Here is a 19,283-nt window from a genome sequence, read left to right on the forward strand (position 1 = left end):
CGTATGCATCAGGACATAAATTAAGGGGCAAAAGGACGCATGCGCGTATTGGTCGGCATATTGGCCGCAGGGTTGGCGGGTTGTGCGCAACACAGCGTATCAACCATGAGTGACTCGGTGGACAGCACAAACAAAATACGAGTCGGCTACGAACAAACCGAAGCCATACGTTTCAGTCCCGATGACTGGCCACAAGACTTATATGGCGACCTGTACATACCCGATTATGAGGGTTTAAAACCCGCCGTGTTACTGGTGCACGGTGGAGGCTGGGAGGCGCGTTCGCGCCAGGACATGAACGCCCAAGCACGCCGGGCGGCCCGGCAAGGCTTTGTGGTGCTGAATATAGACTACCGCTTCGCGCCCGAATTCCCTTTCCCTGCATCGCTACATGACACCCAGATCGCCATGCACTGGCTGCATGATCAGGCGGATACGCTGCGCATCGACCCGACGCGAATCAGCGCCATCGGCTTTTCCTCCGGTGCCCATTTAGTAAGCCTAATGGCTAATGTGGCCGGTCAAGGCGGCGAACTTGATAGGCCCTACGGCGGGTTAACTACGCGGCCCCATGGCGTAATCATTGGCGGCGCGCCATTGGACTTGTTGAAGTTTTCCGGAGGGCGCCTGGTGGAACAATATCTTGGTGGAACGCCCCTAGATATTCCCGAGCAATATGCCTTAGCGTCTCCACAGTGGCATCTGCACGACAACGCCCCACCGCATTTTCTGTATCATGGCCGCAACGACAATTTAGTGCCCGTTGAGCACAGCCTGGATTATGCTGCCGCATTAGCCAGCCGCAACATCGAACACGAAGTCTATCTCATGCGCTGGCGCGGTCATGCGACGGCATTTATTACGGCACAGCGGGCAATTGACAAAGGCTTGGCGTTTTTGCGCCGCATACCCTGACCAGCATGGCTGGGGGATTCCGTGTAATCACTGTCCAAAACCGGCCCTATTGCATACAATAGCCGCTGTTTTTTTGCCGACACCTAACCATGACGACTGCTGCTTTGAACGATTCCGACACCCAAAACGATACCCAACCCTCCACCGCCGGACCACGCCGGGTGGTTAAGAAGTACGATACTGAATATACCTTGTTGGGTACGGCCCATGTTTCTAAAGCCAGCGCCGACGAAGTGCGTGCCTTAATTCGTTCCGGTGCCTTTGATGCCGTTGCCGTTGAGCTTTGCCCGGCGCGCTTGCAAGCCATGAAAGACCCGGATCAACTCAGCAAGTTGGACTTGTTTCAGGTGATCAAACAAGGCAAAGCAGGCATGGTTGCCGCCAATCTTGCCATGGGTGCGTTTCAACAGCGAGTGGCTGACGAGTCGGGGATTGCACCCGGCGAAGAAATGAAAGCAGCACTGGAAGAAGCCGCTAACGCTGGACTTCCCATCATGGCTATCGACCGTGACATTGGCATCACCTTACGACGCATTTATCGTGGGGTGCCGTGGTGGCAACGCTCACAACTCATTGCCGGTATTGTCGGCAGTCTGGTGTCAAAAGAAAAAGTGTCAGCGGAAGATGTCGAAAAGCTGAAAGAAGGCGATGTACTGCAAGCCACGTTTGCCGAATTTGCGGAAGAATCGGAAGCGCTGTATCAAGCCCTGATCACCGAACGCGACCATTACATGGCGCTGCGCTTGGCGGAAGAAAATGGCAACAGTCGCTATAAAAACGTCTTGGTGGTGATCGGCGCAGGTCATTTGGCTGGCTTAGAAGTCAATATAAACAGTCACTTACCAACCAAACCGAAAGAACAACGTGAAATATTAGAAACCGTCCAACCGGGTAGCCAATGGTTAAAGTACTTACCATGGCTCATCGCAGCCCTGATCCTTACCGGCTTTGCGATTGGGTTCAGTCGTGGTCCTGAGCTGGGCCTGCGTTTGATCACCGAGTGGATTTTGATCAATGGCAGCCTAACGGCCATAGGCATTATGATCGCCCGTGGACACCCGTTGACCATCATTGCAGGCTTTTTAGCGGCGCCCTTCACTTCGTTGAACCCAACCATTGGCGCAGGCTTTGTGGCCGCTGCGGTTGAACTGTATGCACGTAAGCCTACGGTGGGTGACTTCGCCCATCTGCGGGACGATGTGAGTTCAGTGTGGGGTTGGTGGCGCAACCGGGTGTCACGGACATTGTTGGTGTTCTTTTTCGCCACCCTGGGTTCCGCAGCCGCAACCTACATCGGCGGCTTCCGTATTTTTGGCCAACTCACCGGCGGCTAGAGGTTTATCTCATGAGCTTTCATCCCGAACTCATTCTGTTGGCCTTGGCTCCGGTGTTCTTTTTGTTCATTGGTATCGAATGGGTTTGGCTGCGCCAACACCCTGAGCTGGAAAATGCACAATACGGCTTGAAAGATACGTTGTCGAACGCCACGCTGGCCGCTATGCACCAAGGCGGTGAATTATTGGCCGCCGGGTTGATTGTTTGGGTCTATACCCGCTTTTTTGATTGGCGTCTGTTCGACCTGCCGATCAATGGCTGGAGCTTATTGGGCGCTTTTATTCTACAAGACTTCCTTTACTACTGGTTTCACCGTAGTAGCCACCAAATCCGCTGGCTGTGGGCGGCGCATGTAGTGCATCATTCATCGGAACACCTGAATTTCTCGACCGCCTTTCGGCAGAGCTTGATGTACCCCATAGCCGGTATGTGGGTATTCTGGCTCCCCATGGCCATCGTAGGTTTTCCGCCCGAGATCATCATTATGGTGGTGTTACTGAATCTGGCGTACCAATTCTTTGTGCATACGCAAATAGTAAAGCGGCTGGGCCTACTGGAAGCCATTCTGAACACACCCTCGCATCATCGGGTACATCATGCCCGCAACGCTGAATACATAGACCGTAACTACGCCGGTGTGCTTATCATTTGGGACAAACTGTTTGGCACCTTCGTGCCTGAAAACGACGCAAACCCCTGTGTGTATGGCATCACCAAACCCATTCACACCCACAACCCCATTACCCTCACCTTCCACGAATGGCGTGACATGCTGCGTGATGCGCGCGCGCCGCATAAAACCTGGCGGAATCGTCTGCGCCACCTCATCCGCCGTCCAGACTGGACGCCCAACTCAGACTGACTGTGCACATAAGTTTGCACGGGAAGAGCATTTGCAAAATTCGACAACTTCGTCATCAAGATGATACAGGCTAAGCTGTGACGTTCTGTTTAATAACCAAAAAAATTCTACGCAGACACCGACTTATGCTGACCTATACATCCTATTTAAACATCGACGAACTGTTGAATTTACAACAGCCGGTGTCCAAACCGGTTGAACATGATGAAACCTTGTTCATCATCATTCATCAAACCTACGAACTGTGGTTTAAGCAATTACTGCACGAAATCGACTTCGTTCAGCGGTCACTGGCTAAAGGTGACACATCACGCGCCGCCCATACATTGAAACGCATCTTGAAGATCATGAAAACCTTGGTGGGCCAAGTGGATATACTGGAAACCATGACGCCATTGGAGTTTGCCAGCTTCCGTACCTTTTTGGCCTCGTCCAGCGGTTTTCAAAGTTACCAATTTCGCGCCTTTGAATTTGCCTTGGGTTACAAACGTCTGGAACCCCTGAAACACCAACCCGAAGACAGTCCGGCCACTGAACTGCTCAAACACTACCTGTTACAACCCAGCCTTTGGCAGCAATTTCTCATGCTGTTGGCGCAACGCAACTACGCCATTCCCGAAACTGTCTTAGCGGTGACAGAAACCGCAACCGAACCGAATGAAGACATACAAGCGGTGTTGTTGGAGGTTTATCGAAACATCCCGGACTTGACCTTGATCATGGAGCTGCTCGTCGATCTCGACGAAGGCTTACAGGAATGGCGGTATCGCCATGTGCAAATGGTTCGCCGCACCATAGGTAGCAAAATGGGTACGGGGGGAAGCGACGGCGTAGGTTATTTACAAACCACCTTGTTCAAACCGGTATTCCCGGATTTATGGGCCATTCGCGCACAGTTTTAACGGAGCATGATGATGAACAAAGACACTATGGATTGGTCGGATACCGCACGCCACCTGCAACAACATTATCAAACCTTCAACGTCAGTGACCGAATACTGCTTACCGGGCATTCCCACCAAGCCTGGCCAGACGTGGCGCGTGAAGGTCAACTACTGGCGTTCGAGCACGCAGCACTGCATGTGGATGACAAATGGCAGCACGCCTTTATTCAAGCGGAACAGGTACGGAAAGGCTTTGCTGAACGGCTGGGTGACTCCCGTGGTGAATATGTACTGGGTCAAAACACGCAAGAATTGCTCGTGCGGTGGTTGTCAGCTCTGCCTTTGATCAGCAAACCACACATAGTGACCACCGATGGTGAATTCCATTCCATGCGACGCCTGTTGGCGCGTTTGAACGAAACCGACATTACTGTGACTCGGGTCGCAACGGAACCCGTGGATACACTCGCCGAGCGTTTATGGCATGCCTGCACAGAGCAAACCGCAGCGCTATTGTGTTCCATGGTTTTATTCCAAACCGGGCAGATTGTGCCACACCTTAACGCCTTGGCGGAGCGCTGTGCCGAACGTGAGCTGCCACTGCTGTTGGACGCTTACCATCTGGTCAACGCCCTGCCCTTTACCATGGACGAAGCGTTACCCGACAGTACGTTTATCGTGGGTGGTGGCTATAAATACTGCCAACTTGGCGAAGGTAATTGCTTTCTGCGAGTACCGAAGAACTGTAACTGGCGGCCTCTGGTGACTGGCTGGTACGCCGAATTTGCCCATCTGAGCGCGGCACCCGGCAACTCCGTCCCTTACGGCACAGGTCGCTGGGCTTTTGAAGGTTCAACGTACGACCCTACCAGCCATTATCGCGCCGCACGCGTTTGGCAGTTCTTCGCTGAACAACAACTCGACGTAGCGAAATTGCGATCGATCAATACAGCTCAATTGAGTTTTTTACGTGCCCAATTAGCGCAATATCGCTGGCCTCAAGATGTCCTTCTGCCAACGGAACCCTTGACGGCACTGGGTGGGTTTCTGGTCATCAAAACCCCGCAAGCGGAAGACTGGGTACACAGGCTTCGTGCACAAGGTATCTGGTGTGACAGTCGAGGCGATAGCTTGCGCCTTGGTCCAGCGCCCTACGTCACGGAAACACAATTACAGAGCGCCGCCGAAGGTTTGCACCGGGTAGCTAATTCGTCCTAAATAAAGAGCGCTATAAGGCACTGAATACATATACTCCATAGCCCAGTATCAGTGCTAACCCTTCCCAGCGCGTCAACCGTTTTCCGGTGTACAGAAAGACCAACACCAACAACGCACTGCCCAGCATGACCCATTGGTCAATGTGTAAAATGCGCTCGGGCACCGGCAAAGGCTGCAGCAAGGCCGAAACACCCAAAATACCTAAGGCGTTAAAAATATTGCTGCCCAACACGTTACCGATCGCTACATCGGCCTGCCGACGTATGGCCGCTAACACTGAAATGGATAACTCCGGCAACGATGTGCCAACCGCCACCAAGGTCAAGCCAATGACCGCTTCCGAGATGCCAATGGATTCTGCGATACCGATGGCGCCATATAAAAAAACACGCGACCCAACCACCAATAAGGCCAAACCTAAGATTACGGATGCGACCGTCCACAGCATGGATACGGGTATCGCCGTTACCGCTTCACTTTCTGCCTTATGCACCTCCGCTGAAGGCACTGTCTCATCACGTTCGGTAACATAAGCCCAAATCAAATAGGCCAGCAATGCGGCCAGCAACAGCGCGGCGTCTAAACGCACCAAGCCCTGCCCACCAATCAATATCATGCACAGAACCGTCGCGATGATCATCATCACGCCGTCACGCCGCAAGACCAAAGGCTTAACGTTCATGGGTGAAATTAACGCACAAATACCCAAAATCAATAAGATGTTGCCAATATTACTGCCGACCACATTACCTACTGCAATGTCCGGTTGACCGTTTATGGCCGCATCGACCGACACCGCCAACTCCGGCGCAGAGGTGCCAAATCCTACGATGATCAAGCCACTGAGCAACGGCGAAACACCCAATCGTTTGGCCGCCGCCAATGCGCCACGAATCAACAACTCACCCCCACCGGTCAGCAGCAAGACGCCCAATATTATGGTTACGATGTACAAGCTCATGGTTCAACTCCTTAAATGTGTGGACCAAACGCAACGATTGCCGGGGGAGCCATCTTGATCTTTGATCCATCGAAAGTACATACGACCTATAAAATATTAAGCGTGCCGACAACCACAGATTTTGAGCACTGTTCTGGCTTTCGTTCAGTAATCTCTTATAATGACCTGCGCGGACAGTCAGGAGTGGCTCATGAAAGAGCGGGCACAGCATTTATTGAGTATGGTCGAACGTGATATCGCGGCGAATCGACTGATTCTTCCTTCGTTACCCGAAGTCGCTATGCGGGTACGCGAACTCACGGCCGACCCGGACTGTAAGGTCCATGTACTCGAACATGAAGTTGCCAAAGATGCCGCCATTGCCGCGCGCTTACTAAAAGTCGCCAACAGCTCTGCTTTGTTACGCGGCAGCCCGCTCACCTCGCTCCGCCAAGCCATAACCAGCCTTGGCTTTAATTTGGTGCGCTCCCTCGTCACGCAATTAGCGATTCTGCAAACCATGCAATCAAGCAGCGATAAAGATCGCCTGCGCGGTTTTGTGGCTGGTGGCCTGCGCATCAGTGCCTTATGTCATACGCTGGCTGGACAACACGCGCAACTAGACCCTGAACTGGCTGCCCTGGGCGGATTACTGCATGATATTGGTAAACTGCCACTGCGTGACTTTCTGGAGCGTCAGGCGGAGCTATCGCCTACCGAACGGATGCAATTTGAACAAATTTTGCACCCACAAGTGGGTGCCATCATGCTGCGGCGCTGGCAGATGACCGATGACTTGGTGCGCATGGCGCGCGAACATGAACGGATTATGCGCGAAACCGGGGAAGAAACGCCGGACTATGTGGACGTGGTGATCGCCGCAAACTTGCTGCATTACGGCACCGAAAAAGGTCGCTATGCGCAGTATGCGGACGCCACCGTCCCAGCCTTAATTAAATGCACTAACGGCGCATTAAGTGCGGAAGCACAGCAAAGCACGGAAGAACGCATGGAATTGGCACTGGCGCTAATCAGCGCCTAATGCCCCCACTGTTTGAACTAATCCCGGTGTTTAATCAACCAACAACCATGGATTTTCTGGTTGCGTTCAAAGTCTGCTGGAATGGACTTCTGTCGATAGTCTTGCACGTCATAGTCCGCCATTATCTCGTCGTCCATTTTGAACTTACGGAAATTGTTGGAAAACACCAGCGTTCCGCCCGGCACTAAGACCTTCATGGCGTTGTGAATTAACTGTTGATGATCACGTTGCACATCGAAGTGGTCACGCATGCGTTTCGAGTTACTGAACGTTGGCGGGTCGAGAAAGATCAGATCGTATTTACTCTGCGCGTCAGCCAGCCATTCCACCACATCCGCCTGAATAAAGTTATATCGGGCCGGTTGCAATCTATTCAAGCGAAAGTTTTCCTTAGCCCATTCTAAATAGGTGTTCGATAAATCCACGCTGTCGACCCGAGAAGCACCGCCTAATGCGGCATGCACACTGGCTGCGCCGGTGTAGCAAAAGAGGTTCAGTACCACTTTGTTTTTCGCCTGTTGTTGCAACCACCAACGCATAGACCGATGATCCAGAAACAACCCGGTGTCCAGATAATCGGTCAGATTGATGATGAAGCGTGCGCCGTGCTCGAACACAATTTGATCATTACCCGTGCTGCGCTGGTCGTCCTGCTTTTCGTATTGGCTGCTGCCTTTCTGCTGCTTGCGTTGTTTCAGCACCACCTGATCGGCCGGTATATTCAACACTTCGGGCAACGTCATCAAAGCCGAGTTCAAACGCTTTTGCGCAATGGTCGGGTCGATATCTTTCGGCGGCGCGTATTCCTGCACGTGCAGCCAGTCACCGTAACGGTCAACGGCAATAGAATATTCGGGAATATCGGCATCGTACACGCGGTATGCATTGGTGATGCCGCTTTTAATGAAGGGCTTGAGCTTGCGCAGATTTTTGGTGATGCGGTTTGCCAAGTCTTCGGCCAGCACTTTAGCGGGCCGTTCTTTCTGCGCCAACGAATCAAAGCGGAACAGTTTACAGTCCAAGTCGCCATTCATCAGACGATATTCTTTACTGTAATAGAGGTTCGACAGCGTGATAGGCACGTCCGCCTGGGTAAAAATAGCACCCCGAAAAACATCCGAGAGCGAACTCATGAAGGCACCAAGTGCCTCGTACAACGGCTTCAGTTCAGCCACCGAACTCAGGCGTTCACCGTACGGCGGGTTACACACCACCAAACCGGCATCTGTCGGTGCTGCACCGGGCATACTGGCGATATCACAATGACTCCAGCGCGCTTCCGGCAAACCGATAGAACGCCAGTGCCGACGCGCCAAATTGAACATATCGGTATCGGCATCGTTACCCCAAAACTCAAAGCGCTTTGTGTTCTTCAACTTTTCGTCGCGGCGCTCTTCGGCTTCCGCTACGACGCTGTCCCATAGGGCTTGGTCGTGACCGAGCCAGCGCCGTGCCAAGTTGTCCTGGCGCAGTAAGCCGGGCGCCCAGTCAAAGGCCATTAACGCGCCTTCAATCAATAAAGTGCCTGACCCACACATGGGGTCAACCAACTGCACCGCGGCTTTATCACTGGCCACCAGCTCAGGCCAGCCAGCCCGAATGAGCACCGCTGCACCCAGATTTTCCCGCAACGGCGCTTTCGCACCCGGCTGGCGATAACCACGATGATGCAAGCTTTGCGCATTGATTTCGATGCCGACCGTACCCAAACCCTTATGCAGATTAACCACTATGTTGATGTCAGGGTCATCGCTCACGCTGGGGCGCACACCGTGCGAAGCCATGAAAAAATCGACAATTTGATCTTTTACCCACTGAGCGCCGAACTGGGTATTGCGTAAATCCTCGGTACGACCCGAAAACCGGACCTTAAGCGTACCGTTAGGGTGCATATGGTCGGCCCAAGCAACACCTTGGATAAGGTCACGTAACTCATCCTGATTCGCCGCTTTACCGGCAGCCACTTGCAGGGTTACACGAGACGCCAAACGACTCCACAGCACCACCTCATAACCAAAGTTTAAAGAACCTGTGGCCTGAACGCCGGCATGCCCGATTTTTACATCGCGTGCACCCAAAGACGTTAGCTCGTCGGCTAATAAAGGTTCAATGAAGGTGGGACAAGCAATGAACCAGGATAAATCAGCGGTGTTGTTTAGATGCATTTCGTATGTAAACCAGTTTTTTAGAAAAAAGCGCTATAAAAAATAACGAGACAAAGTTGGCACGAATTTTAAAGCTTCGACAAATCAGTCGGTTACAGCTTGATGAAGTTTTTAGATGTTATTCGCCTAAAAAGAACGCTTCTTAGACCGCAATAGCATTCGACACTTACCCCAAGCCTGCCGTAAAAATGAACCTAGCTTGTGGCATTGCAGTCGCCACCAGCCCTCTATGAACCCTCGCTCAACATCTGGCATCGGGTTCTTCTCACGTGTCGCGGTACCCCAGTGGTGCCCATTAAGGAAAGGAGTATAGCAGGAACATTGCGTATTTCCGCTCAGATTGAGCAGTTCCCTGAACATCTTCGACAAGCATGAGGTCGACTTTTATGAAAAGACAGAAACGTGATCGTAACGATAGAGCTTATCAGCGTGGATATCTGGCAGGCTTGGAGGGGCGATCAAAGTCGTTATGTCCAAAGCAGGATGGTGCGGAGCACCAGGAATGGATGAACGGATGGCGTGAAGGCCGTGACGATATGTGGAACGGTTTCCAAGGTGCCAGTGCCGTACATAAACTGAACAGAGTCGTATATCACCAAATTCATCAGGGTTAGTATTTTCCCCAAACCTCGCAGGCCGCATGACGCGGCCTGCTGCTGGTAACCTGCCTTTTCCCCTTATTAGAAAGTTTCTTTTATCCGTTCAGCGCTTCTTGTATGTCTTTTATCAAGCCTGGACCCCGATAGATAAAACCGGAATACACCTGCACCAAAGCCGCACCCACGTCTATTTTTGCGCGGGCACTGTCGCCATCCGTGATGCCACCTACCCCGATTACCGGCATGCTACCAGCCAGTGCACGGGTCAATACACTTAAGGCATGCGTGGCCGCGACCGCTAAGGGTTTACCGCTTAGCCCACCGGCTTCTTCTGCATACTCTACGCCATTCACGCCGGGCCGTTCGATGGTGGTGTTGGTAGCGATCGCACCATCAACCCCGGCTTGTTGCAGTGAAGCAGCCACCGAACGAATATCATCATCGCTCATATCGGGCGCAATTTTCACCAACACAGGAACCGTTTTCCCGTGTTCTTGCGACAGCCGCTCCCGCTCTGCCATCAGCGTTTGCAACAAGGCATCCAACATGGCACCAAATTGCAAAGCACGTAAACCCGGCGTGTTGGGCGAAGATAAATTCACCGTGATGTAATCGGCATGGGGATAAACTGCCCGCAAACAAATCAAATAGTCATCAGCAGCGTTCTCGACCGGCGTCACCGCATTTTTGCCAATATTGACGCCCACAATGCCCTTGAAGCGTCGCTTTTTCAGATTCGCCACCATGTGCTCAACACCCTTGTTGTTGAACCCCATACGGTTGATGATGGCCTGTGCGTCGGGCAAGCGGAACAGCCGGGGTAATGGATTTCCCGGCTGCGGCAATGGGGTAACGGTACCCACTTCAATATGGCCAAAACCGAGTGCACCCAAGGCATCAATGTAGTCGCCATTTTTGTCCAAACCGGCGGCTAAACCAACCTGATTGGGAAAACTCAAACCCAATAATTCAACGGGATGCGCTGGCACTTTAGGTGCCACCAAGGAGAGCAAACCCAGACGATTAAGCGCACCTAACGCATCCAAGCTAAGGTCGTGCGAAGTTTCTGGCGTCAGACTGAATAATAATGGCTGTAGAAGGTGGTACATGCGGGGCTCCCGTTTAGACTGCGCGGATTATAGCCTCTCGCATGGGCGTCGGTCACGAATGGCTCCAAAAAAACCTGTCTCCCCCTATGTAACAACAGAATCTCGTTTGATCAATCGGATTTCACGCTCTCCACACTCGTGCTAATCAAGCGCTGCAAATCCGGAATACAACTCCCACATTGTGTGCCGCATTTAAGTGCTTTACCCAAGGCGGCTACCGTGGTGAGTCCTTCGTGCTGGATGGCATGACGAATACGGTACTCGCCAACTTGATGGCAGCTACAAACCGTTGGGCCAGCGTCTTCTTGCCCGCCACTGCGCCCAGCCAGTAAATCGCGGCGGTCGGGTGCGCTGATCGTGTCGGCCTGTAAACAATTAGCCACCCAAGCAATGTCTGGCTGAGGCATGGTAGGGCCAAACCAAACCAAAGCTTCTATACGATTCCCCTGCCCCCATAACACACGCGTCATGCCATTCGTGGCGTCATCAAAACGTTGCAAAAGCTCGCCATAGGGCCATTCATCGCGCAGCCATGTTTCCAATGGTGCGTCGAGTGCAAGCGCACGTTCAGCGGCAAATTGATACACCGTGATTCCACCGACGGTACGCATTAGCCACGTATCCCAAGGCGGGTTTGGTAATGGCTGGCGGCACCATAACATGCCTTGTTGTTGCGGCTGCCAAACACGCGCCTGCACCACGGCATGCTTCAGTTCTGGCTGACCTGAAATGGGATCAATGGCGGTTGGAATTAAGGCACCGACCCGGCCATGACGACTGTTTTGATGAGTCCAGTGGATGGGCATGAATAGCTCACCACGGCGCTGTGTCGTGCTCAAGACAACGCGCGCTTTGAGTTCTCCCGTCGGTTGATCACCCAAGGTGGCTAAATTTAGCCAGCCATCGGGCGACACACCCAGGGCTTCGGCATCGTCTGGATGTACGCTGACGCGAGGTTCGGGTGCATGTTGGTCTAGCCGCTCAGCTAGACCGGTACGCGTCATGGTATGCCATTGGTCGCGCAGCCGCCCGGTATTCAACACAAAATGGCTTTGTTCGGGGTTGGCTTCCGCCACCGGGCGCCGGGGCACGATAGGAAATAACCGCGCCTTGCCTTCTGGGGTAAAAAATTGTCCATCGCCGAATAGCCGCGCGGTGCCCATGGGCGCTTTGGCGGTAATGGGCCATTGCATGGGCGCCATGGCATCGTATTCTGCGGTACTGATGTCGGCGTACAATGACAGGTCGAAATCTCGCGTGGCGTTATTTTCATAGGCGGATAATTGGGCGTGCTCACGGAATATATCGACCGGCTGCTGGTAGGGAAATGAGGCCCCAAAGCCCATAGCATGCGCGACTTGTGTGATGATCCACCAGTCATGTTGTGCTTCACCCAGCGGTTTGACCAGCGCGCGCTGACGGCTAATTCGGCGTTCGCTGTTGGTGACCGTGCCGTCTTTCTCGCTCCATCCAGTAGCGGGCAATCGGATATGTGCCATGTCTAGGGTATCAGTGTGTTGCATGCAATCGGACACGATCACGAGATCACACTGGGCCAAGGCAGCACGCACGCGATCGGCATCGGGCATGCTAACGACCGGATTGGTTGCCATGATCCAGATCGCTTTGATGCGCCCTTCACCCACCGCAGAGAATAGATCGGTGGCATTTAAACCCGCCTCTCGTGCCATGTTCGGCGCACGCCAGAAACGCTCGACACGATTGATGTCGTCGGGGTTATCCCAATTCATGTGCGCCGCTAGTTGATTGGCTAAGCCACCTACTTCACGCCCTCCCATGGCGTTCGGTTGTCCAGTGATAGAAAATGGCGCAGCACCGGGCTTGCCTATGCGACCGGTAGCCAAATGCACATTGATGATGGATTGGGCTTTGTCGACACCACTGGTGGACTGATTGATGCCCATGGAATAGAAGGTCACCATGTTGGGCGTTTCCGCCGCCCATTCATAAAACTGCACAATATCCTGCACGGGCACCGCACAAGCTTGAGCAACAGCCGCCACACTGCCTGCGGTTTGTTGCGCGGTAGCCAGCGTTTCAGCAAAACCCTGGGTATGGCGTTTAATATACGCCGCATTCGTTATGCCGCGCTGGTGTAACCAGACCAACAGGCCGTTGAACAACACCGCATCCGTACCCGGACGAATGGCCAAATGCAGGTCGGCACTTTCTGCGGTAGCGGTTCGTCGCGGGTCTATCACCACCATTCGCTTATCGGGCGCACCGGCTTCTTGCGCAGCGGTCCGAGCCGCCATCATGCGTTGAAACAACACAGGATGGGTCCAAGCAGCATTAGAGCCGGTCAACACCAAGAGATCGGCGAGTTCCAAATCATCGTAATGCGCGGGCACAGTGTCACTGCCAAAGGCACGTTTTTGCGCGGCCACGGCCGACGACATGCACAAGCGTGAATTCGTATCGATGTTGCTACTACCAATAAAGCCTTTCATCAGCTTATTGGCCACGTAATAGTCTTCGGTTAACAGTTGGCCGGACACGTAAAAGGCGACACTGTCGGGGCCATGTTCTTTAATAACTTGGCGCAAGCCCGTCGCCACTTCATTAATCGCAGTAGACCAGTCGACGGTTTCGCCACGCACGCTGGGCTGCAGCAAGCGGGCTTGTGGGTCTAGGGTTTCATGTAAGGCAGAGCCCTTCACGCACAACCTGCCTCGATTCGCCGGATGCCGGGCACTGCCTTCTACCGCAATAACCTGTTGATCATGCACTAATGCGCTGACGCCACAACCGACGCCGCAATACGGGCATGTGGTGTCTACGCGTCGTTTCATGCCGCCTTACCTTGGCTGTTTTCTTCCGCCGCGGACTGTACGGGCAATAACCCAATTTCCAGAATGCCCCCGCGCAGCCGCACCGGCCAAACGGCCACTTGCACGGCTGAATCTTCCAAGCACACGCCAGTGCGTAAGGAAAAATGCTCTTTGTGCAACGGGGACGCGACAACAGGTTCGCCGCCGAGGTCGCCGACGATACCGCGTGCCAAAATATGCACGCCGGAAAACGGGCAATAATTGCTCAGGGCAAACAATTCTGTAGGCTCGCCCGGTAACCAAAAAATGGCGACGGAAGTGCTGCCTTCTTGTTGCGGTACCGCCGCACCGATGCCTGAGAATGCGACGAGGTCGTCGGCCTGTCCTACGGCAATCCAACCGGAATCGGTCGGTTTAGTTGTGCTTGGCGATGAATGCCGAGTCAGTGTCGTGGTCATGGTCATCTCCTTAAATAGCCTGCGCAGGTATGCGCTGTTGTTTTTCTTCAGGGGTGGCAGGTCGTGGTTGTCCGCGTTCGGGCACCATGACCACACAAGGATCATCCGCGGTGTCATTGATGTTCTGCCGGAACCGTTTCAATGCTTCAGGATTTTCCAGCGTGGTTTTCCACTCGCACTGATATTGCTCAACCACTCGCGCCATTTGCGCTTCCAGTTCTTCGCCTAAGTCCAGGGCATCATCAATCACCACCCGACGCAGATAGTCCAAGCCGCCATCCAAATTCTCTATCCAACGGGCGGTCCGTTGCAGCCGGTCGGCGGTGCGCGCATAAAAGATCAATACACGGTCGATATATTTGATCAGCGTTGCGGTATCCAGATCGGTAGCAAACAAGTCCGCATGACGCGGGCGCATCCCCCCATTCCCGGCCACATACAGATTCCAGCCATTCTCGGTGGCAATGACCCCGATATCTTTGCTCTGTGCTTCGGCACATTCGCGGGTACAACCGCTGACGCCAAACTTGATTTTGTGCGGTGCGCGCAAGCCTTTGTAGCGGTGCTCCAAGTCAATCGCAAGTTGCACGCTGTCCTGAACGCCGTAACGACACCAGGTACTGCCCACACAGCTTTTTACCGTACGCACCGATTTGCCGTACGCATGCCCGGTTTCAAACCCGGCATCGATCAGACGACGCCACACCTGAGGTAATTGATTGAGCGTGGCACCGAACAAATCAATGCGTTGACCACCGGTGATCTTGGTGTAAAGGTTAAAGTCACGGGCAATTTCACCGAGGGTAATGAGTCCTTGTGGCGTTATCTCACCACCGGCGATGCGCGGCACAATAGAGAAGGTGCCGTCTTTTTGCATATTGGCTAAAAAGGTGTCATTGGTGTCTTGCAGTGGGGTGTGTTCAGGTTTCAGCACGTAGTCATTCCAGACCGATGCCAATATAGAACCCACCGCAGGTTTACAGATGTCGCAGCCTAACCCTTGGCCGTAGCGCTGACGTAAATCAGCAAAGGTGGTAATGCCCTCAACGCGCACGATGTTTTCCAGATCCTGCCGTGAATAGGCAAAGTGCTCGCAGATATCCGTGCTGACTTCCACGCCACGCGCTTTCAATTCGTGGTCTACCACATCTTTCAGCATGGCGGCACAACCACCGCAGCCGGTAGCTGCTTTGGTGGATGCTTTGACGTCAGGCACTCCCGCCGCCCCGGCGTCAATGCAGCTCACAATGGCCCCTTTGCTCACGTTATGACAAGAGCAAATGGTTGCTGTGGCGGGTAAAGCATCCACCCCAAGAGCGGGTGCTCCGCCTTCTTGCTGCGGTAAAATTAAGGCTTCCGGCTGGGCCGGGAGTTCTAGGCCATTGAGGTAATACTGCAGCAGGGTATCGTAGTAGCTGTTGTCGCCAACCAACATGGCCCCCAACAATTGTTTTCCGTCTGCCGAGACGACCAGCTTGCGGTATTCTTGCTTAACCTGATCAAGATAACGGTATAATTTTGCACCTGGATGCTGAGTACCGTGGGCATCACCAATAGCACCTACATCAACACCCATCAGTTTGAGTTTGGTGCTCATGTCGGCACCGGTAAACACCCGTTCGCCTTGCGTTAAGGTATCGAGAGCCACCTTGGCCATTTGATAACCGGGGGCAACTAAACCGAAAATGCTCCGGTTCCATAAGGCCACTTCACCAATGGCTAGAATGTTCGCGTCGCTGGTACGGCAATGATCGTCGATCACTACCCCGCCGCGCTCTCCCATGGTCAAACCCGCTTGTCGAGCCAGTTCATCACGCGGCCGGATACCGGCAGAAAATACAATGAGGTCGGTTTCCAGCACTTTGTCGTCCTGGAATACCATGCGGTGTGCGCTGTCTATGCCATCTTCAATGCGCTGAGTGGCGCGGTCGGTCAACACCTGTACACCTAAATGTTCAATTTTTTCGCGCAGGACAACACCGCCTTCGGCGTCTACCTGCATGGGCATCAAGCGTGGGGCAAATTCCACCACGGCGGTTTCCAGCTCTAGTTCGCGCAGAGCATTCGCGGCTTCCAGCCCTAACAAACCACCCCCAACCACAACGCCAGTAGTGGCGGTTTTGGCGGCGGCACGAATGGCATCTAGATCATCCAGCGTACGGTACACAAAACAATTGGGGCGATCATGCCCCGGCATGGGTGGCACAAAAGGAAAGGAGCCGGTCGCTAGAACCACATGGTCATAGTGCAGGCTGCTACCGTCGCTCAATTGCAAGATTTGCGCGGTACGATCTATGGCGGTGACGGCAACGCCCAAAAGCAGATTAATGCCCCACTGGCTGTACTGGTCAACCGTACTCAAGGCCAGTGCTTCGGCATCACCGCTTTGAAAATATTCCGACAGGTGAACCCGATCATACGCAATGCGCTGCTCTTCTCCGATGACGGTGACCCGAAAACGGGTTAGATGTCCGCCTTCTGCAAATTGTTCAACCAGATGATGACCCACCATTCCGTTGCCAATCACCACTACGTGCGGTTGTTGTGTTTCTATTGTCATGGGATTGTCCTCTAGGCTGCTGCCGAATAGGGTTTTTGGGAGATAGCCTGTGGCTTGTTGTTGCGCTCAACATTGCCAGTACAATGCGCCGCACCGAATATCAGATGTTCACGCCATGCACGGATATCCACCTGCTGTTGAATAAGATCGTGGTAGAACCCACCATCCGAGATGTCGCCATACAACACGACACCGACCAGACGGCCTTCCTTTAAAAACAGTCGTTTGTAGTGCCGTTTAGGTAGGTCTTGCCACACTAGGGACTCTTGCGCAGGATCGATGTCACCGGCAGAATAGACAGGTACACCACTGACTTTTAGATGGGTCGCAACCACCGTACCCTCATAGCGGGCGTCACACGCAATATGATCACGATTCGCGACCAACACCCGCGCTAATACGGCCGCTTGCTCATACAACGGACCAACCAAGCCAAACTGTACGCCACGGTGTGACACACATTCTCCTAAGGCATAAATAGCGGGGTCGCTGGTGATCATCTGGTCATCGACTTCGATGCCATCCGCCACCGCCACACCGGCACGTTGGGCCAAATCGACATTGGGTTTTACGCCCATCGCAAACACGGCATGGGCTGCGTCCAACTGTTCGCCGGTTTGCAGAATCACGCCTTGCATGTCCTCTCTCTCATCCCGCGCTATTTCGGCCACAGTACTATTCAAATAAACGCGGATGCCGCGGCTGGTCAGCGCTTCGGCTAACCAGTCACCCGAAAGCGCATCGAGCTGCCGGTTCATCAACCACGCGCCGCGATGCACCAAGGCAACGTTAACGCCACGCCCGGCCAAACCAACCGCCGCTTCTATGCCTAACAGGCCGCCACCCACAACGATGACCGATGCATTGGCTGGCAGCGCCATTAAGCCTTCGGTATCTGCGGCGGTGCGGAAAGCCTGAATACCCTGGCCGTTAATGCCGGGCAATTCTGGTAACAATGCGGAGGAACCGGTACTGAGAATGAGACGGTCGTAAGGCAATAACCCGCCATCGGACAACCGCACCGTTTGCGCAGTACGATCAATGGCCATGACCCAGCCTTGCAACCATTGACAGTTAGGCAAATGCTGACTGTGGATCTGCTGGGGCGTTAATTCGGCCAACGTCCGTTTGCCAGCCAGAACATCCGATAAACCGATCCGGTTATAGCCGCCGACTGGTTCGCCGCTGATGATGGTGATACTGACATCTTGGCGCTTACGATGAGTCAATGGGTCATGCAATTCTTCCAATAAGCGTTGCGCCGCCATGCCATGCCCGACGATAACCCAATGTTCATGCGGGCTTATGGTATCGTCGCGGACATTACCTTCATGCGGCGACATGTCTTGAACAACTGTTTCGTTAGGCTTGACCATAGCGCACTCTATTTTCTTTGAACCAAAAAAAAGCGCTCGAACTCAACGACCCTAGGGTGTCAAGTTCGAGCGCCTTTGCTCATGTTAGTTGTTTATCGGTTTACCGCCTGTGGCAAACCCTTATGCTCATGACGGTTTCAAAGCAGAGTTTATGCCAACGTTGTTTGAATATTTATTTTTCCTTATTTATCAATAATATAGAAGCTGTTTAATAGCATTGGCATGCATCAAATGGCGTAGACATATGCACAGTAGGTGGGCACTCCGCACCATTCGGGTGCGTGATTTAATTGGGCGTTTGTGCTTCCAGCCAAGCCAATAATTGTTCGGCATCGGCTGCTTCCAACTCGAATCCCATGTCCTGTGCTCGTTGCTGCAATTGCGCCACACTCAATTGCTGCCCGCGCGGCAGCCGCTGCAATAGGTTCAACAATGCGCTACCTTCTATACCTTCTATATTTTGCTCACCCAGCAGCGACGCCAAAGCGTTTGGCATTGTGCCGGTTGAGAAAGCTACCGCCGGGCTCTGATTTGGCGACACTGGGGTACGTTCGGCCCAAAATCGCTGCCATGCATTGAGCGCCGAATCGACCACTTCTGCACCGACCGTATCGGGTACTGCTACCGGAGTGTCTTCACGCATTATCAGCGGTACGGCAAACCAGGTCAGCAAAGCAATCAAACCCAAACGCCATAGCCAACTGATCATCATCGAGTACTCCTATGCTCAATCCAAACGCTCAACCTAGGCGCTCTACCCGGTCGAACTTATTCTGATCGGTAAAATGAATGCGAAAACTGCCCTGGATGCCGTTTCGAGTAATGAAGGGCTGCAATATACGAATGGGAAAACTGACGCTACGGCCATCGTGCGAAACGGTATACACGTTTTTTGCCGTTCCGGCGTACATACGCTCAATGTCATCCGGTGAGATGTAAAAACTGACATCAATAGAGTGACTCATACTCAGCCAAAAACAACTCAGGTGATAGGTGACGCAAGTATCGCCGCCATTAACCGGTTAGGC

General features: G+C 53.3%; 16 protein-coding genes. 7 read left to right on the top strand and 9 right to left on the bottom strand.

What is annotated here, in order from left to right; all coding sequences use genetic code 11:
* The first annotated feature begins 39 nt into the window (after window positions 1-39).
* The 5 genes from ACFOSD_RS09735 (at window position 40) to ACFOSD_RS09755 (ending at window position 5,214) form a co-directional block, all read left to right on the top strand.
* Window positions 40-915: an alpha/beta fold hydrolase gene (locus ACFOSD_RS09735; RefSeq protein WP_380695956.1), complete on the top strand. Its 876-nt coding sequence runs from the start codon at window positions 40-42 to the stop codon at window positions 913-915.
* A gap of 89 nt (window positions 916-1,004) precedes the next feature.
* The gene (locus tag ACFOSD_RS09740) at window positions 1,005-2,249 is read left to right on the top strand and encodes a TraB/GumN family protein (RefSeq protein ID WP_380695958.1); all 1,245 of its coding nucleotides are present in this window, start codon (window positions 1,005-1,007) and stop codon (window positions 2,247-2,249) included.
* Window positions 2,250-2,260: 11 nt separating this feature from the next.
* Complete coding sequence (locus ACFOSD_RS09745; RefSeq protein WP_380695960.1) at window positions 2,261-3,112, top strand: sterol desaturase family protein; 852 nt, start codon at window positions 2,261-2,263, stop codon at window positions 3,110-3,112.
* 125 nt (window positions 3,113-3,237) lie between these two features.
* Window positions 3,238-4,014: a tryptophan 2,3-dioxygenase gene (locus tag ACFOSD_RS09750; RefSeq protein ID WP_380695962.1), complete on the top strand. Its 777-nt coding sequence runs from the start codon at window positions 3,238-3,240 to the stop codon at window positions 4,012-4,014.
* 12 nt (window positions 4,015-4,026) lie between these two features.
* A complete protein-coding gene (locus ACFOSD_RS09755) occupies window positions 4,027-5,214 on the top strand; it encodes a kynureninase (RefSeq protein ID WP_380695964.1) in 1,188 nt (395 codons plus the stop codon).
* A gap of 10 nt (window positions 5,215-5,224) precedes the next feature.
* On the opposite strand, the gene ACFOSD_RS09760 is transcribed toward ACFOSD_RS09755, so the two are convergent.
* Window positions 5,225-6,175 (bottom strand): calcium/sodium antiporter, encoded by a 951-nt coding sequence (locus tag ACFOSD_RS09760; protein WP_380695966.1) that lies wholly within the window; start codon window positions 6,173-6,175, stop codon window positions 5,225-5,227.
* A 190-nt stretch (window positions 6,176-6,365) separates the two neighbouring features.
* On the opposite strand from ACFOSD_RS09760, the gene ACFOSD_RS09765 reads away from it, so the two are divergent.
* Entirely contained in the window at window positions 6,366-7,196 is an 831-nt protein-coding gene (locus ACFOSD_RS09765; protein ID WP_380695968.1) for an HDOD domain-containing protein, read from the top strand.
* Between the two features lie 17 nt (window positions 7,197-7,213).
* Here the strand turns inward: ACFOSD_RS09765 and rlmKL are convergent, their stop codons facing one another.
* Entirely contained in the window at window positions 7,214-9,361 is a 2,148-nt protein-coding gene (rlmKL, locus tag ACFOSD_RS09770; protein WP_380695970.1) for a bifunctional 23S rRNA (guanine(2069)-N(7))-methyltransferase RlmK/23S rRNA (guanine(2445)-N(2))-methyltransferase RlmL, read from the bottom strand.
* Window positions 9,362-9,747: 386 nt separating this feature from the next.
* On the opposite strand from rlmKL, the gene rmf reads away from it, so the two are divergent.
* Window positions 9,748-9,975 (top strand): ribosome modulation factor, encoded by a 228-nt coding sequence (gene rmf / locus ACFOSD_RS09775; protein WP_380695972.1) that lies wholly within the window; start codon window positions 9,748-9,750, stop codon window positions 9,973-9,975.
* Between the two features lie 80 nt (window positions 9,976-10,055).
* On the opposite strand, the gene ACFOSD_RS09780 is transcribed toward rmf, so the two are convergent.
* The 7 genes from ACFOSD_RS09780 to ACFOSD_RS09810 all read right to left on the bottom strand — a co-directional run bounded on the left by ACFOSD_RS09780 (window position 10,056) and on the right by ACFOSD_RS09810 (window position 19,220).
* Complete coding sequence (locus tag ACFOSD_RS09780; protein ID WP_380695974.1) at window positions 10,056-11,069, bottom strand: quinone-dependent dihydroorotate dehydrogenase; 1,014 nt, start codon at window positions 11,067-11,069, stop codon at window positions 10,056-10,058.
* Between the two features lie 110 nt (window positions 11,070-11,179).
* A complete protein-coding gene (locus ACFOSD_RS09785) occupies window positions 11,180-13,882 on the bottom strand; it encodes a molybdopterin-dependent oxidoreductase (RefSeq protein ID WP_380695976.1) in 2,703 nt (900 codons plus the stop codon).
* Window positions 13,879-14,319: a nitrite reductase small subunit NirD gene (nirD, locus tag ACFOSD_RS09790; RefSeq protein WP_380695978.1), complete on the bottom strand. Its 441-nt coding sequence runs from the start codon at window positions 14,317-14,319 to the stop codon at window positions 13,879-13,881. Before nirD ends, ACFOSD_RS09785 begins: the two co-directional genes overlap by 4 nt.
* A 10-nt stretch (window positions 14,320-14,329) precedes the next feature.
* Complete coding sequence (gene nirB, locus ACFOSD_RS09795; RefSeq protein ID WP_380695980.1) at window positions 14,330-16,879, bottom strand: nitrite reductase large subunit NirB; 2,550 nt, start codon at window positions 16,877-16,879, stop codon at window positions 14,330-14,332.
* Window positions 16,880-16,890: 11 nt separating this feature from the next.
* Window positions 16,891-18,255, bottom strand: coding sequence for an NAD(P)/FAD-dependent oxidoreductase (locus tag ACFOSD_RS09800; RefSeq protein ID WP_380695982.1), 1,365 nt, complete (start codon window positions 18,253-18,255; stop codon window positions 16,891-16,893).
* 286 nt (window positions 18,256-18,541) lie between these two features.
* Window positions 18,542-18,967, bottom strand: a complete 426-nt coding sequence (locus tag ACFOSD_RS09805; RefSeq protein ID WP_380695984.1) for a hypothetical protein — start codon at window positions 18,965-18,967, stop codon at window positions 18,542-18,544.
* A gap of 28 nt (window positions 18,968-18,995) precedes the next feature.
* Complete coding sequence (locus tag ACFOSD_RS09810) at window positions 18,996-19,220, bottom strand: DUF2835 domain-containing protein (protein WP_380695986.1); 225 nt, start codon at window positions 19,218-19,220, stop codon at window positions 18,996-18,998.
* Window positions 19,221-19,283: the final 63 nt, after the last annotated feature.

It is taken from the genome of Salinispirillum marinum (assembly GCF_042650105.1).
Taxonomy (GTDB): Bacteria; Pseudomonadota; Gammaproteobacteria; order Pseudomonadales; family Natronospirillaceae; genus Salinispirillum; species Salinispirillum marinum.

Coding starts and splice junctions, on each gene's coding strand:
- ACFOSD_RS09735 (WP_380695956.1), top strand. CDS start 40: ATGCGCGTATTGGTCGGCATATTGGCCGCAGGGTTGGCGGGTTGTGCG.
- nirD (WP_380695978.1), bottom strand. CDS start 14,319: ATGACCACGACACTGACTCGGCATTCATCGCCAAGCACAACTAAACCG.
- ACFOSD_RS09765 (WP_380695968.1), top strand. CDS start 6,366: ATGAAAGAGCGGGCACAGCATTTATTGAGTATGGTCGAACGTGATATC.
- ACFOSD_RS09800 (WP_380695982.1), bottom strand. CDS start 18,255: ATGGTCAAGCCTAACGAAACAGTTGTTCAAGACATGTCGCCGCATGAA.
- ACFOSD_RS09745 (WP_380695960.1), top strand. CDS start 2,261: ATGAGCTTTCATCCCGAACTCATTCTGTTGGCCTTGGCTCCGGTGTTC.
- ACFOSD_RS09805 (WP_380695984.1), bottom strand. CDS start 18,967: ATGATGATCAGTTGGCTATGGCGTTTGGGTTTGATTGCTTTGCTGACC.
- ACFOSD_RS09780 (WP_380695974.1), bottom strand. CDS start 11,069: ATGTACCACCTTCTACAGCCATTATTATTCAGTCTGACGCCAGAAACT.
- nirB (WP_380695980.1), bottom strand. CDS start 16,879: ATGACAATAGAAACACAACAACCGCACGTAGTGGTGATTGGCAACGGA.
- ACFOSD_RS09760 (WP_380695966.1), bottom strand. CDS start 6,175: ATGAGCTTGTACATCGTAACCATAATATTGGGCGTCTTGCTGCTGACC.
- ACFOSD_RS09755 (WP_380695964.1), top strand. CDS start 4,027: ATGAACAAAGACACTATGGATTGGTCGGATACCGCACGCCACCTGCAA.
- ACFOSD_RS09810 (WP_380695986.1), bottom strand. CDS start 19,220: ATGAGTCACTCTATTGATGTCAGTTTTTACATCTCACCGGATGACATT.
- rlmKL (WP_380695970.1), bottom strand. CDS start 9,361: ATGCATCTAAACAACACCGCTGATTTATCCTGGTTCATTGCTTGTCCC.
- ACFOSD_RS09785 (WP_380695976.1), bottom strand. CDS start 13,882: ATGAAACGACGCGTAGACACCACATGCCCGTATTGCGGCGTCGGTTGT.
- rmf (WP_380695972.1), top strand. CDS start 9,748: ATGAAAAGACAGAAACGTGATCGTAACGATAGAGCTTATCAGCGTGGA.
- ACFOSD_RS09750 (WP_380695962.1), top strand. CDS start 3,238: ATGCTGACCTATACATCCTATTTAAACATCGACGAACTGTTGAATTTA.
- ACFOSD_RS09740 (WP_380695958.1), top strand. CDS start 1,005: ATGACGACTGCTGCTTTGAACGATTCCGACACCCAAAACGATACCCAA.